The 12,868-nt window shown below is 41.1% G+C and carries 15 protein-coding genes; 2 read left to right on the forward strand and 13 right to left on the reverse strand.

Going from position 1 to position 12,868, the window contains the following annotated elements:
- Nucleotides 1-8 precede the first annotated feature (8 nt).
- The 8 genes from cvfB to rplK all read right to left on the reverse strand — a co-directional run bounded on the left by cvfB (nucleotide 9) and on the right by rplK (nucleotide 6,830).
- Nucleotides 9-863 carry an RNA-binding virulence regulatory protein CvfB gene (cvfB, locus tag ODU50_RS03625; protein ID WP_044687163.1) on the reverse strand — a complete coding sequence of 285 codons (855 nt, stop codon included), beginning with the start codon at nucleotides 861-863 and terminating at the stop codon, nucleotides 9-11.
- 131 nt (nucleotides 864-994) lie between these two features.
- Nucleotides 995-1,552: a ribosome recycling factor gene (frr, locus tag ODU50_RS03630; RefSeq protein ID WP_009910199.1), complete on the reverse strand. Its 558-nt coding sequence runs from the start codon at nucleotides 1,550-1,552 to the stop codon at nucleotides 995-997.
- A gap of 134 nt (nucleotides 1,553-1,686) precedes the next feature.
- Nucleotides 1,687-2,421, reverse strand: coding sequence for a UMP kinase (gene pyrH, locus ODU50_RS03635; protein WP_015445263.1), 735 nt, complete (start codon nucleotides 2,419-2,421; stop codon nucleotides 1,687-1,689).
- A gap of 166 nt (nucleotides 2,422-2,587) precedes the next feature.
- Nucleotides 2,588-4,228 carry a polysaccharide biosynthesis protein gene (locus tag ODU50_RS03640; RefSeq protein WP_105153539.1) on the reverse strand — a complete coding sequence of 547 codons (1,641 nt, stop codon included), beginning with the start codon at nucleotides 4,226-4,228 and terminating at the stop codon, nucleotides 2,588-2,590.
- Nucleotides 4,229-4,482: 254 nt separating this feature from the next.
- Nucleotides 4,483-5,271 carry a glutathione-dependent disulfide-bond oxidoreductase gene (gene yghU / locus ODU50_RS03645; protein WP_105121807.1) on the reverse strand — a complete coding sequence of 263 codons (789 nt, stop codon included), beginning with the start codon at nucleotides 5,269-5,271 and terminating at the stop codon, nucleotides 4,483-4,485.
- 8 nt (nucleotides 5,272-5,279) lie between these two features.
- The gene (locus ODU50_RS03650) at nucleotides 5,280-5,570 is read right to left on the reverse strand and encodes a hypothetical protein (RefSeq protein WP_044683787.1); all 291 of its coding nucleotides are present in this window, start codon (nucleotides 5,568-5,570) and stop codon (nucleotides 5,280-5,282) included.
- Nucleotides 5,571-5,674: 104 nt separating this feature from the next.
- The gene (gene rplA / locus ODU50_RS03655) at nucleotides 5,675-6,364 is read right to left on the reverse strand and encodes a 50S ribosomal protein L1 (protein WP_004194879.1); all 690 of its coding nucleotides are present in this window, start codon (nucleotides 6,362-6,364) and stop codon (nucleotides 5,675-5,677) included.
- Nucleotides 6,365-6,404: 40 nt separating this feature from the next.
- Nucleotides 6,405-6,830 (reverse strand): 50S ribosomal protein L11, encoded by a 426-nt coding sequence (rplK, locus tag ODU50_RS03660; protein ID WP_002935890.1) that lies wholly within the window; start codon nucleotides 6,828-6,830, stop codon nucleotides 6,405-6,407.
- Between the two features lie 154 nt (nucleotides 6,831-6,984).
- Here rplK and ODU50_RS03665 point away from each other — a divergent pair, with 154 nt between their 5' ends.
- Nucleotides 6,985-7,353 carry a DUF3397 domain-containing protein gene (locus ODU50_RS03665; RefSeq protein ID WP_004194874.1) on the forward strand — a complete coding sequence of 123 codons (369 nt, stop codon included), beginning with the start codon at nucleotides 6,985-6,987 and terminating at the stop codon, nucleotides 7,351-7,353.
- A gap of 367 nt (nucleotides 7,354-7,720) precedes the next feature.
- Here ODU50_RS03665 and ODU50_RS03670 read toward each other — a convergent pair whose 3' ends face one another.
- The 5 genes from ODU50_RS03670 to ODU50_RS03690 form a co-directional block, all read right to left on the reverse strand.
- Nucleotides 7,721-8,107 carry a VOC family protein gene (locus ODU50_RS03670; protein WP_029171885.1) on the reverse strand — a complete coding sequence of 129 codons (387 nt, stop codon included), beginning with the start codon at nucleotides 8,105-8,107 and terminating at the stop codon, nucleotides 7,721-7,723.
- Nucleotides 8,107-10,476: a DNA translocase FtsK gene (locus ODU50_RS03675; protein ID WP_105120815.1), complete on the reverse strand. Its 2,370-nt coding sequence runs from the start codon at nucleotides 10,474-10,476 to the stop codon at nucleotides 8,107-8,109. Before ODU50_RS03675 ends, ODU50_RS03670 begins: the two co-directional genes overlap by 1 nt.
- 85 nt (nucleotides 10,477-10,561) lie before the next feature.
- Nucleotides 10,562-11,101: a hypothetical protein gene (locus tag ODU50_RS03680; protein WP_105106347.1), complete on the reverse strand. Its 540-nt coding sequence runs from the start codon at nucleotides 11,099-11,101 to the stop codon at nucleotides 10,562-10,564.
- Nucleotides 11,102-11,479, reverse strand: a complete 378-nt coding sequence (locus tag ODU50_RS03685; RefSeq protein ID WP_053866827.1) for a VOC family protein — start codon at nucleotides 11,477-11,479, stop codon at nucleotides 11,102-11,104. It abuts the gene before it with no gap.
- Nucleotides 11,480-11,563: 84 nt separating this feature from the next.
- On the reverse strand, nucleotides 11,564-11,917 hold the full coding sequence (locus ODU50_RS03690) for a DUF2500 domain-containing protein (protein WP_105153538.1): 354 nt from the start codon (nucleotides 11,915-11,917) through the stop codon (nucleotides 11,564-11,566).
- 143 nt (nucleotides 11,918-12,060) lie between these two features.
- Here ODU50_RS03690 and ODU50_RS03695 point away from each other — a divergent pair, with 143 nt between their 5' ends.
- Nucleotides 12,061-12,864: a peptidylprolyl isomerase gene (locus ODU50_RS03695; RefSeq protein ID WP_044758249.1), complete on the forward strand. Its 804-nt coding sequence runs from the start codon at nucleotides 12,061-12,063 to the stop codon at nucleotides 12,862-12,864.
- Nucleotides 12,865-12,868: the final 4 nt, after the last annotated feature.

Raw genomic sequence — 12,868 nt, forward strand, 5'->3', positions numbered from 1 at the left:
GATGCCTCCTATACCAACTCTGTTCCCAAAGAATCCTGTTTAATTTTCCCAGCCTTCATCAAACCACCAAGAGCTTTTTTGAATTGCCCTTTGGAAATACCAAAGGTGGCCTTGATGTCTTCCGGAGCAGACTTATCGTTCAAGGTCATGAAACCTCCATTGCTTTCCAGATAAGTCAATATCATCTGAGCATCATTTTCCAGCATCTCAAATGAACGTGGCTTGAGAGACAAGTTCAAGGTCCGATCAACTGCACGGTAGCCGATGACACGCGCCTCCAAAACCTGACCCAGACGTGGTTCCGCAAATCGTTCACTTGGGTGGATAAAACCAAGCATGTTGTTGTCTGGCAAATAAACAAAAGTACCATTCATTTTCAAACGATAGACAATCGCTCGCAGATTTTGATTTTGCATATTATCATAAGCAGGTCCAGCCATTTTCTGAAAATCTTCCTGAAAAGCTGGCAGAGCCCAAATGCGGTCCTTCTTATCGACGTCTAATTTGACGTACAACTGATCCCCTTTTTTCGGCCAGAGTTCCTTGATTTCAGGCAAAATGTCCAAGGAAACAACCACTTGCTTGTCTGGTAGACCTGTATCCACAAAGACACCCAAATCCTTACGTACCTCTGTGACAGTTCCCCAACCAAAGCTGGTACGACTCACTCCAACTTCCTTAGTTGTCAAACGGAGTTTTTGTTTCATATCGGTATAGGCAAATCCTTTAACAGATTGACCTAGACTATGTTCGCCCTCATCCTTAGAAAGAGCAAAGGTTCTACCCTCTTTTTGGACAAAGTAAAACTGATCGTTTTCGTCAGTCACTAAACCAACGATATACTGTGCTAATAAATCATTCATGATTTTCTTCTTTCTGATTAAAAAGTGGGGGAAGTCTTGTCTAACTCCCCCCATTAGATTTCTTATTGGTTCACCACTGGAAGTTAGACAGCCCAGTGATGATCTATTTTTGTAGCCTAAAAACTTGTTGATTAAACTTCCAACAATTCTTTTTCTTTGTCGGCAGTCATTTTATCAATTGTCTTGATAGCATCATCTGTTACTTTTTGAATATCTTTTTCAAGCGTCTTCAACTCGTCTTCTGTGATTTCTTTTGCTTTTTCAGCTTTTTTAGCTTCATCCATGGCATCACGACGGATATTACGGATGGCAACTTTTGAATTTTCACCGACTTTTTTCACATCCTTCGCCAAGTTCTTACGAGTTTCCTCTGTAAGGGCAGGAATAACCAAACGGATAACAGTACCGTCAGATTGTGGCGTCAAACCAAGATCTGAAGCGTTCAAAGCACGCTCAATATCCTTCAAGATTGACTTATCAAACGGAGTAATCAATAGAACACGCGCTTCTGGCACTGTAATACCAGCCAACTGGTTCAATGGCGTTGGAGAACCGTAGTACTCAACTGAAATACGGTCCAACAAACTAGCATTGGCACGGCCAGCACGAATGTGGCTGAATTCACGTGCCAAACTCTGATGAGATTGGTTCATGCGCTCTTGCGCTTTAGCAATAATTTCTTTAGACATAAGACTTCCTTCTTTGTATTTTTTTACAGTCTTTTAGTTTACTTTTAGTACTAGGTAACGAGCCACAGGTATAACTGAAGTTAGGCAAGGCAAATTAACGAAGTAATAAAAGAAAAACTAAATGACGATATGATTTATTTTTCTTCTGAAGAATTTGAAACGGTAGTACCGATTGGCTCACCGAAGACAACACGTTTAATATTTCCTGGTTCATTCATATTGAACACGACCAAATCAATATCATTGTCCATTGAGAGAGTTGATGCCGTCGCATCCATGATTTTCAAACCACGACTAATCACTTCACGGTGGGTCAATTCATTGAATTTAACTGCATTAGCATCTTTCTTCGGATCGGCATTGTAGACGCCATCCACACCATTTTTAGCCATCAAAATCGCATCAGCTTCAATTTCTGCAGCACGAAGAGCCGCTGTCGTATCCGTTGAGAAGTACGGAGAACCAATGCCAGCTCCAAAAATAACAATGCGACCTTTTTCAAGATGACGAAGAGCACGACCACGAATATAAGGCTCTGCAACTGACTGCATCGCAATCGCTGTCTGCACACGTGTATCCACACCAAGCTGTTTAAGGGAATCAGCCATTACAAGAGCATTCATAACAGTCCCCAACATGCCTGTATAGTCTGCTTGAACTCGATCCATACCCGCTTCAGCAGCAGGTTCTCCACGCCAAAGGTTACCACCACCAATAACAAGGGCAATCTGAATACCTGATTCTGCGACTTCCTGAATTTCCTTTGCCATTTCCTGAACAGTTTTAAGGTCAATACCGACACCACGTTCACCAGCCAAGGCTTCACCAGATAGTTTGATTAGAATACGTTCGTATTTAGGTTTCATCATCTCTCTCCTCTTTTTTATCCCTACTATTCTACCACAAAAACCGTTTTTTTTATACTGAAATCTCCAAGAAAAAAGGAAAATCCTCAACGAACTTTCCTTCTCACATTCTAAAACGCCTCTTTTTCCCAGCTTTTCAATAGTAGAAAATAGAGATTTTTAAAATAAACTAGCCTAGGCGTAATTTCCTCCGTAAACTCTGAGCCCGACTTCCAATTAAACGATCTAGCTGACGAGTCTTCAATGTCAAGATGACAAAGACAAGCATACCTGCTCCACCTGCAACAGCCAAGTGGATAAAGCTAGATACATAGCCATTTGCTGGAAGGATAAGATTCAAGACAAATTCAATCCCCCATACAATGAGTCCCATTACGATAGAAATCCAACTAATGGTCGCAATATCTTTTATCACTAGTCTTTCATCAATATGCAGAACCTTGTCAATTCGCCTATAGAAGAGGTACAGCATAATTCCCAACCCAAATATCGTTGAGATAAAGCTACCATATACCTTAAAGACATAAATCATTGGTACTTGTAAAACGATTTTCACTAGCATCCCAATCAAGAAATAATAAATGGCTCTTCTATTTTCAAATATCGCTTGAATGACCACACTAATGACAGAATATAGTCCCAGAGGTAAAATTAAAAATAAGTTCCAAATAAATAGAGTAATGGCGATTGGCTCTGACGGTCCGTAAAAAATCGTATAAAGTGGCCCAGCTAACAGGACTGTTCCAACAATTGCCGGTATAGTGAATATAAAGAGTAATTGTAGATTATCCGCCACTAAATGAGACGCCGCCTTCAAATCTTTCTTGACAAATTTCTCTGTAATCAATGGAATAGCAACACTTCCCAAACTCAGTGAAATCCCGATAATCATCATGGTAATCTTACTTGGATTGGCAGCCATATATGAATAAAGTTCCAAAAGTTCCGAATTACTGTAATCCGTAATTCTTTCCATAACACGAATAAACGTGACTTGGTCAATAAACTGCAATAATTGAATCGTTAGACCTAAAATGATAATTGGAATCGCATCTCGAACAGTTTCCTTAATAAGTTGACCTGTATCCAAAGAAATCTTTTGTTTCTTAGCATGAAGCAACTTACCAAGGTAACCTTGCTTCCATAAAGTATAAACTAAAATCCCAACACTAGCAATCATCCCGACAAAAGCTGCAAAGGTAGATTGGACAACTGCTTCAAGATAGTCACCGCTACCCAACTTCATAATCATAAATGTTGCTGCCAGTATCCAGATAACCCGTACCAGCTGCTCTGCAAGCTGGCTGATAGCATAGGGCTTCATATCGTGCCGACCTTGGAAAAAACCACGCAAGATACTCATGGCTGGGAAGATAAAGAGAGGCGGGACTAGACTATACATGACTGGAAGTAACTTTTCTTTCGACCCCGATGCGTCTGCCAACCACGGAGCACTTAGATACATGCCCCCTGCAAAGACAGCTCCAAAGACCAACATGAGCTTGAAGAATTCTCTGACCAAGTAAAGCGACACCTCTTCTTTACCCAAGACATTGTATTTAGCTACTTGTTTGGCAATAGCTGTCGGAAGACCAGCTGTTGAAATCAATAAGAAGTTGGCATAGATTTGATACCCCATACTAAAGAGGGCATTGGCTTCAGCTCGATATTCCCCTAACCAAATATACCAGGGAATAACATAGGCAACACCAAGCAGGCGACTAAGAATATTTCCAGCAGTCAACCAAGCCAAGCCTCTAGCCATTGTCGCCTGTTCTTTGGACTGCTGCATTTCAACTTTTTCGGACATTTTTCTATTACTTTCTATGTAAATATAAGACAGGAAAAACTCATACTCTTCGAAAATCAAAATCAGACGTTGTTGACTTGATTTGATGAACTTCAGTTCTATCTGCATCTACGTCGCCTAGTCTAATTCTGATTTTCATTGAGTATCAATTATTAATTTCTATTTTTGGATTTTCACAAAGTCTAACTCTTTCATTATAAACTTTTATCATACCAAAGTAAAAGAAAAACCCACCCATAAGGTGGGCAAGTCAATTAATTATCAATTGAATGATATTTCACTGTCAACCCTCGTTGTACAGCTGGGCGCTGAGCTATTTTCTCTACCCAGGTCTTTAGATGCTTGTAAGAATCAACATCTAAAAATTCTGCCGAACCTGGATATAGTTCTCCTTGCACCAAACGACCATACCAAGACCAAATAGCAATATCTGCGATGGTATAGGTATTTCCAGCTATATATTCTCTTGTCGCCAATAGCTGATCCAAGAGATCTAGCTGACGCTTAGTTTCCATTGTATAGCGATTAATCGGATATTCTTGCGCTGTCGGAGCGTAATGGAAGAAATGTCCAAATCCTCCACCAACAAATGGAGCGGCGCCAGTTTGCCAGAAGAGCCAGTTAAGGACTTCAGTCCGTTCAGCCCATTCTTTCGGTAAGAGAACATCAAATTTTTCTGCTAAATAGAGAAGAATATTTGCTGATTCAAAGACGCGAACGGGTTCTTTTTCAGAATAATCTACCATGGCTGGAATTTTGGAATTGGGGTTGATAGCAACAAAATCGGAGCCAAATTGGTCTCCTTGACCGATATTGATGAGAAAGAGGTCATAATCAGCTTCCGAAATACCTAACTCTTTCAACTCCTCCAACATAATAGCAACCTTAATGCCATTCGGCGTCCCTAATGAATAGACTTGGAAAGACTTCTCTCCCCTTGGTAGGTCTTGCTCAAAGCGACTGCCTGCTGTTGGACGGTTGCCAGATCGGTTGTCATTTTCATCTTCCCACTTCCAAACGAGTGGTTTTGTATATTCTGTCATGTTTTCTCCTATTTTACCTTTCCTGGAAAGAGACTAGCATAGCGATAATGGTTTAGAACCTCTTGAAGGTAATGGGCTAGTTGCACCAATTCCTTAGGCGCTCGACAAGTCAGAGCTGTTAACTCTGCATTGATAAAGCGACTTAAGTGTCCTGCCAGTATATAGAGATTTTCCTCCTTGTCCAGCTGACCTGCCACCTCCAATATTTTTTCACGCAGGGCTTCTGAAAATGCTTCCTGCGGAAGGTTGTAGGCTGCAGAAAGGTATTTATAAAGCTCTTCTTTCTCTGCTACTTTCATCGGATAACTCCTTTTATGTAAATTGAATATAGTATAAATCGAAATCAAGTGCTTGTCAAGAAAATCTCAAAAAAAAGATTGCCCTAAGACAATCTTTCTATTGATTAAAGTGAGTTAGGATCAACTTTGATACCAACACCTTGTGTTGTTGTAATAGATACTGAAGTCATGTAAGTACCTTTAGCTGTAGCTGGTTTAGCTTTAGCCATTACATCGTGGAAAGCTTTGAAGTTTTCAACGAGTTTGTCAGCGTCAAATGATACTTTACCGATAAGAGCCTGTACGATACCTGCTTTGTCAGCACGGTAAGTGATTTTACCACCTTTAGACTCTTCAACTGCTTTAGCAACATCCATTGTTACTGTACCAGTTTTAGGGTTTGGCATCAAGTTACGTGGACCAAGTACACGACCAAGACGTCCAACAACAGCCATCATATCTGGAGTTGCGATAACAACGTCGAAGTCCAACCAACCACCGTTGATTTTAGCAACGAGGTCATCTTCACCAACAAAGTCTGCACCAGCAGCTTTTGCTTCTTCTGCTTTAGCACCACGTGCGAAAACAAGAACGCGTGAAGTTTTACCAGTACCGTTTGGCAATACCATTGCACCACGGATTTGTTGGTCTGCTTTACGTACGTCGATGTTCAAGTTGTAAGCAACTTCAACTGATGCATCAAATTTAGCGAAGTTAGTTTCTTTTGCAAGAGCAACAGCTTCTTCTACGCTGTAAAGTTTTGTGCTGTCGATTTTTTCAAGAGCAGCACGCAAGTTTTTGCTTTTTTTAGCCATGTTATATGTCTCCTTGTAATCAGATAATCTTGGGTGCTACTTAGTCAGTAACAGTGAATCCCATAGAACGAGCAGTACCTTCGATCATACGCATTGCAGCTTCAAGAGATGCAGCGTTCAAGTCAGGCATTTTAGTTTCAGCAATTTCTTGTACTTGTGCACGAGTAACTGTTGCAACTTTAGTTTTGTTTGGTGTACCTGAACCTTTTTCAACACCTGCAGCTTTTTTCAAAAGAACAGCAGCTGGTGGTGTTTTAGTGATGAAAGTGAATGATTTATCTTCATACACAGAGATAACTACTGGGATGATCATACCAGCTTGGTCAGCTGTACGAGCGTTAAACTCTTTTGTGAATCCCATGATGTTGATACCTGCTTGACCAAGTGCTGGTCCGACTGGTGGAGCTGGAGTAGCTTTACCTGCAGGAATTTGAAGTTTTACGAGTTTTTCGACTTTTTTAGCCATGATATAAAATCCTCCTATTGTGGTTTTGGCGGTAATTAAAGATTTTTACCTCCCACAAATATGTGTTTTACACATACCTTTTCATTATACACGAATTTCAAAGAAATGCAAGCTTTAGGTTTACTTTTTTTCACATTTTTTATAGAATGAATGTATGTTTGAATCGATTATATTTTTAAAAATAGTAGCCTTCCTATTTATCTTTCTAACCTTGGCCATTTCGATAATTGCTGTCAAGTTCTTTAGGTTGCAAAACCGAGGATGGAACTTTGCGGACATTGCCTTTCCTCTCTATGCAATTGAATTTTATCTGATTTCGGACAAGGCCTACTATAACAGTCTACTGCCTCAGCTTGTCCTAGCCCTATCACTACTAGCGATTGGTCTTTGTGGTTTCTTCCTTTTAAAGAAAAAGAATTTTTTATATCGCCGTTTCTTCAAGGTTTTCTGGCGAGCTAGTTTTATCTTGACCTTTTTGATGTATCTAGCTTTAGTTATTGCGGTCTTCACTTTAAAATCCTAAAATCATCCATCCTTTCATAGATGGCATAATAAATCCCCATTGCAGGCGCAGCGGGGATTCTTTTTATACTAAATCATACAAGGCGACGTAGATGTATAGTCGAATGAATTAGCTTTCAGACAAGGAACTGAGGTGCAGGTTGCTAGCACAGCCTAGTGGCTGTGCTAGGTTGGAGATATAACTTGCAAAGCAAGTCACTTCTGCAGAGTACGGCAAGCCGAAAGTGACGATGTATCAAAGTTAATTCAAATGACTATAGATAGAACTGACGTTCATCAAATCAAGTCAACAGCGTATGATTTTGATTTCCTAAGAATATTAATTAGTTGTCATATTGAAAGTCCTCTCTGGACATGAAAAGATGGACTTATTCATGAATTTCTAGAGGGAGGCCATCTGGATCAAAGAAGAAGGCCATTTTTTTACCATCAAAATCATCTGTTCGCAGGACTTCATGTCGGATGCCTATACGATCAAACTCTTCCAGACAAGCTTCCACATCTGCAACCTGGAAGGCTAGATGGCGTAGACCTGTATGTTCAGGATTGGGCATGGCCGGACGCATTGGTGCATCTGGTTTGATGAAGATTTCCAAGATCAGATTGCCTTTTTTGACATTGAAGAGAATATCATTTTTTTCTGGGCGAATATGTTCATCCACCTGTTCAAAGCCTAGTTTTTCAACATAAAATTCTCTTGTTTTGTCATAGTCACTACCGATAATTGCAATATGATGAACTGCATCAAATTTCATTATTGTGTTTCCAATACCTTTCTAGGTTTTGTTCCTTCAGCCGGACCAATGACACCCGCTGCTTCTAGCTCTTCCATGAGGCGTGTTGCCCTGTTAAAACCAACAGACAAGCGTCGTTGAATCATAGAGGCGCTGGCTTTTTGTGTCTCAACTACCAAGGCACGTGCTTCGTTGAAAAGTGGATCTCCTCCAGCATCACCAAAACCTGCATCGCCATCACCTTCTGCCACTTCACCAGGATCAAAGGATTCATCATAATCTGCATCTGCCTGATCCTTGATAAAGCCAACTATTGCTTCTACATCATCATCGGATATAAAGGAACCTTGCAAGCGGACTGGATGGTTTTCATCAATCGGTTTAAAGAGCATGTCACCGCGGCCCAAGAGTTTTTCAGCACCGTTTTCATCTAGAATCGTCCGACTGTCTGTACCGCTTGATACGGCAAAGGCGATACGAGATGGTACATTGGCTTTAATCAAACCTGAAATAACATCAACAGATGGTCGCTGGGTAGCAAGAATCATGTGGATACCTGCCGCACGAGCCTTCTGTCCCAAGCGAATAATGGCATCTTCCACTTCCTTGCTGGCTACCATCATCAAGTCTGCCAACTCATCTACGATGACCACAATGAGAGGAAGTGGAATCTGTTTTTCTTCTGAACGGCTATTAAATTCTTCGACCTTCGCATTATAACCTTCTAAGTTTCGGACACCAATTTGGCTAAACAACTCATAGCGTTTCTCCATTTCATCCACTACTTTTTGAAGAGCTCGAGCAGCCTTGCGTGGGTTGGTCACAACGGGAATCAATAGGTGGGGAATATCATTATAGACCGATAATTCGACCATTTTGGGGTCAATCATCATGAACTTAACTTGGTCTGGACCAGCTTTCATGAGAATTGAAGAGATGATACCGTTGACAGCAACAGACTTCCCTGAACCAGTTGAACCAGCCACCAATAGATGGGGCATACGTGCTAGGTTAAAGGAACGGACGGAGCCATTGACAGCCTTACCGAGAGGAATTTCCAGAAGCTTGTCTGGGTCTGTTTTAGATTGTTCCCAGAGCTCACGGAAAGGTACTGTAGCCACTTCGGAGTTTGGAACTTCAATACCGACCAGAGATTTTCCTGGGATAGGAGCTTCAATACGGACATCTTTAGCCGCAAGAGCTAGAGCCAAATCATCAGCTAGATTAGAAATCCGATTGACTCGGACGCCGACTGCTGGTTTGACTTCATACTTGGTTACCGATGGTCCAATCTCAGCACGCTCAACCACCACCTTGATTCCAAAACTGGCAAAGGTGTCTTCTAAAACTTTAATATTCTGGCGAACAATCCGTTTTTCATTGGACTGACTCTTAGCTTTTATAGGAGCAAATAAGTCTATGGACGGAAGTTTATATGCTAGTCTCTGCTTAGGCTTGAAATCAATCTGTACATCTGTCTCGTCCTTCTCAAACTCATTTGTTTCAGAATCCTGGCTTGCCGAGTTTGATGGTGCTGGTTGGTCATCTTCTGCCAACATAATAGGAAATTCATCTTCTATGTCTAAGGGGTCATATTCTGAAATAATCGGTACTTGAACAGGCTCTTCTTCTAAGATTTCACCCGTTTCTAAATCGACATGTCTATCTACCAGTGCCAAAGTCCGAGCTGACTCTTCCTCTTCCTCTAGACGAAGGCGTTCCTCTTCTAGACGAGCTAATTCTTGCTGACGTTTTTCTTCTCGTTCTGCTTTCTTCTGTGTTCGAAGCTCTGCTCTTTTTACCTGCGTCTCCGCCAACTTATCTTTGGCAACCGCCAAGCCATCGGCAACATCATAAACAGACCATGGGCTTACAAAAAAGATACCAAATGCTATCACTAGAAGACCGATGAAGAAGGAACCGACATTTGCAAAGAGGAAGGAGACTGGCAGATAGAAGATACCTCCAATCATCCCTCCGCCTAGAAATGCTGTTACCTGAAACTTAGCTAGGTCTGACAAGGCCAATTTTAGAGTATGACCGAATAGGTCACTCCCTTGATAGGTCCAGTCTAAATAAGCCTGAAATTCAATTAATAACCCGATAACAATCAGCCAGAAGCCCGATATGGTCCCTTCTCTTTCGCGTAAGACTTTGGGAATAAGAAGGTAGATAAATGTACCTGCCAATAATAGATAGGCCAGACTACCAAATAATAGCCGGAAAATATTGTAGCTGGTCACTCCAAACACACCTAGGCGACTGGCTGCAAAGGCAATGAATAAAAGACCCAATACTCGAAGGGTGATATTTTTAACACGTTCTTGCTGTGCTAATTCTGCCTTGGTTGGTCGCCTCGTAGCCTTTCCTTTTTTACTTGTCTTTCTCATAGATACCTCAACTTTCTCAATCTCTTTATTTTATCATAATTGGGAAGAATTTTCATGGGAGAAAAAATAGACCAGCCTTGCCAGTCTACATCTTCTTCTTTGGGTGTTTGTCAATGACTTCTGGGTGATTATCCAGAGCAGCTCTGCCTTTTTCCGTCAGGGCATAGCCACGGACAGCAAAGTAGGGAGCTAGTTTTTCTTCTGTCAAGTGGTCCTTGAGGGCAGTGTCTAGGTCGGCCGCCTTCATCTTGGAAAGACCGGTCACGCCTTCTGCCTTGAGGATAGTCTTCTTGGCAGTGGAGGTGATGTGGTCCAGCGAATCAAAGGCTGACTCTAAATAAACATAGCCTTCCGCCAACAACTTTTCCATGTGGGCAGGTCCGTTGATGCCGTATATGTACTCAAAATACTTGGAATAGGGCGTCGTAGTTGTAAAGGTACCAAAATTGACACGCCAGAGGAGGATAATATCCCCTGCCAGCAAGCCTTCTTCTAGCCGAATCATATTGCGTTTGGGAACGGGCTTGGCCTCCAAAAGCCAGGTCGCCAAGTCACGTTCAGGGGAAATATAGGGCTTGACCTCATGGTCTTTGTACATTTCTTCAATCCGATTCTGAATTGACATTTATTTTACCTCTTGTACTGCGTAATAGTTGCCTTCTTCGTCACTAAAGTTGAAAGTTTTCATAAATCCAAGATCCATAACTGGGTTGGCATTGACACCGCGTTCGATAAATTCTTGGTAGGTTTTTTCAACATCTGCAGATGCCATCAAGATGGATGGAATACCAAGAAACATCTCTGGATGCATTTCAGCAACTGTTGCCTTATCATGAAGAACAAATTGAACATCGCTATCTACTTTTGGCGCGATAACATAAGAAACTTGCGGACCTTGTTCTTGGCGTTCTACACGCTCAAAGCCAACTTTTTCATTCCAGAATTTTGCAGCTGCTTCAGGATTATTGACATACAGCATAACCTGTCCGATTGATTGAATCATTTTAAATACCTCTTTTGTGTTGTACGAATATCTGTTCAGACCATTATACACTAGATAGGGATATTTTCAAAAGAAAAACGACTCTTAGAGCCGTTCAAAACCTAGGAAGCGAGTCCCCTGAAAATGCAGGTTGCCTACATCTCCCTCTGCCAAGAGGGCATACTCGTCCGAGCGTACACGGAACTCCTGCCGTCTTCCCTCCCATTCAAACGTTACATAATAATTGGTTCGTGCTACTTCATTACCAAAAACATGAGTTCGTTTTGAGACAAGCTTGGCCCTGTAGGATTCTTTTGGAGCCTGATTGTTATGGTGCCATTCCATAAAATTTTTAATAATATGGAAACAAACCGTCGCTAATATGATCGCGGAAAAACTGTAGAAAAGAGCCGTATGCCATACTAGACTTCCATCTGGGTCAAACAAGTTCTCAAACATCATTATTCTCCTTTTTGCATTTGTAAATATAGTATATCATATTGTTGAGTTGTATACACTTTTTATACTAGATAAAAATTGAAAAAATCCATATTTCATGGTAGAATGAGCATAATTTTGAACAAGACAAGAAAGGATTTTCAATGAAAAAAATACTAGCTCTTGCTCTAGCTTCGAGCATCTTGCTAACTGCCTGCACAAACAACTCGACAGCTAATAGCTCATCTTCTACAGCATCTAGCTCTAGTTCAAGCTCGACTACGACAGCTGATACAACTGCTTCTAGCCAATATGCCAAAGATTTGGCATACGCCATTAACAATCCTAAAGCTACATTCCCCCAACTTTCCAATGAAATTGGTGAAAATGAGGCTGCTGTTAAAATAAAAACAACCGAAGGCGACATCACTATAAAACTCTTCCCCGAGCAAGCTCCACTAACTGTAGAAAACTTTCTGACCCATGCCAAGGAAGGATACTATAATGGAACGATTTTCCATCGTGTCATTAAGGATTTCATGATTCAAGGTGGCGATCCTCTTGGAAATGGTACTGGTGGAGAGTCTATCTGGGCCGGAAAAGATACTACTATCGATGCTGGAAATGGTTTTAAAGACGAGATTTCAGCTTTCCTTTATAACATTCGTGGCTCACTTTCTATGGCAAATGCTGGTGCAGGAACAAATGGAAGTCAGTTTTTCATCAATCAAAATACAACAGACATGTCTAGCCAACTTTCTAGTTCTAGCTATCCTGGTAAAATCATTGATGCTTATAAAAACGGAGGCAACCCAAACTTAGATGGCAAGCATACCGTATTTGGTCAAGTCATCGAAGGGATGGACATCGTAGATAAAATCGCTTCCGTCGAAACAGATGGTAGCGATAAACCTAAAACAGATGTAAAAATTGAGTCTATTGAGATTCTGAAAGATTACACCTTTTAAAAAT

The organism is Streptococcus sp. 2020WUSS084, assembly GCF_044427445.1.
Lineage (GTDB): Bacteria > Bacillota > Bacilli > Lactobacillales > Streptococcaceae > Streptococcus > Streptococcus suis.

Bases quoted from the DNA above. Each gene is read 5' to 3' on its own strand.
- ODU50_RS03685 (WP_053866827.1), bottom strand. From the start codon at position 11,479: ATGATTCAATCAATCGGACAGGTTATGCTGTATGTCAATAATCCTGAA.
- ODU50_RS03690 (WP_105153538.1), bottom strand. From the start codon at position 11,917: ATGTTTGAGAACTTGTTTGACCCAGATGGAAGTCTAGTATGGCATACG.
- rplK (WP_002935890.1), bottom strand. From the start codon at position 6,830: ATGGCTAAAAAAGTCGAAAAACTCGTAAAACTTCAAATTCCTGCAGGT.
- rplA (WP_004194879.1), bottom strand. From the start codon at position 6,364: ATGGCTAAAAAAAGCAAAAACTTGCGTGCTGCTCTTGAAAAAATCGAC.
- ODU50_RS03675 (WP_105120815.1), bottom strand. From the start codon at position 10,476: ATGAGAAAGACAAGTAAAAAAGGAAAGGCTACGAGGCGACCAACCAAG.
- ODU50_RS03665 (WP_004194874.1), top strand. From the start codon at position 6,985: ATGTTTGAATCGATTATATTTTTAAAAATAGTAGCCTTCCTATTTATC.
- ODU50_RS03650 (WP_044683787.1), bottom strand. From the start codon at position 5,570: ATGAAAGTAGCAGAGAAAGAAGAGCTTTATAAATACCTTTCTGCAGCC.
- ODU50_RS03695 (WP_044758249.1), top strand. From the start codon at position 12,061: ATGAAAAAAATACTAGCTCTTGCTCTAGCTTCGAGCATCTTGCTAACT.
- ODU50_RS03670 (WP_029171885.1), bottom strand. From the start codon at position 8,107: ATGAAATTTGATGCAGTTCATCATATTGCAATTATCGGTAGTGACTAT.
- ODU50_RS03640 (WP_105153539.1), bottom strand. From the start codon at position 4,228: ATGTCCGAAAAAGTTGAAATGCAGCAGTCCAAAGAACAGGCGACAATG.
- cvfB (WP_044687163.1), bottom strand. From the start codon at position 863: ATGAATGATTTATTAGCACAGTATATCGTTGGTTTAGTGACTGACGAA.
- pyrH (WP_015445263.1), bottom strand. From the start codon at position 2,421: ATGATGAAACCTAAATACGAACGTATTCTAATCAAACTATCTGGTGAA.
- ODU50_RS03680 (WP_105106347.1), bottom strand. From the start codon at position 11,101: ATGTCAATTCAGAATCGGATTGAAGAAATGTACAAAGACCATGAGGTC.
- yghU (WP_105121807.1), bottom strand. From the start codon at position 5,271: ATGACAGAATATACAAAACCACTCGTTTGGAAGTGGGAAGATGAAAAT.
- frr (WP_009910199.1), bottom strand. From the start codon at position 1,552: ATGTCTAAAGAAATTATTGCTAAAGCGCAAGAGCGCATGAACCAATCT.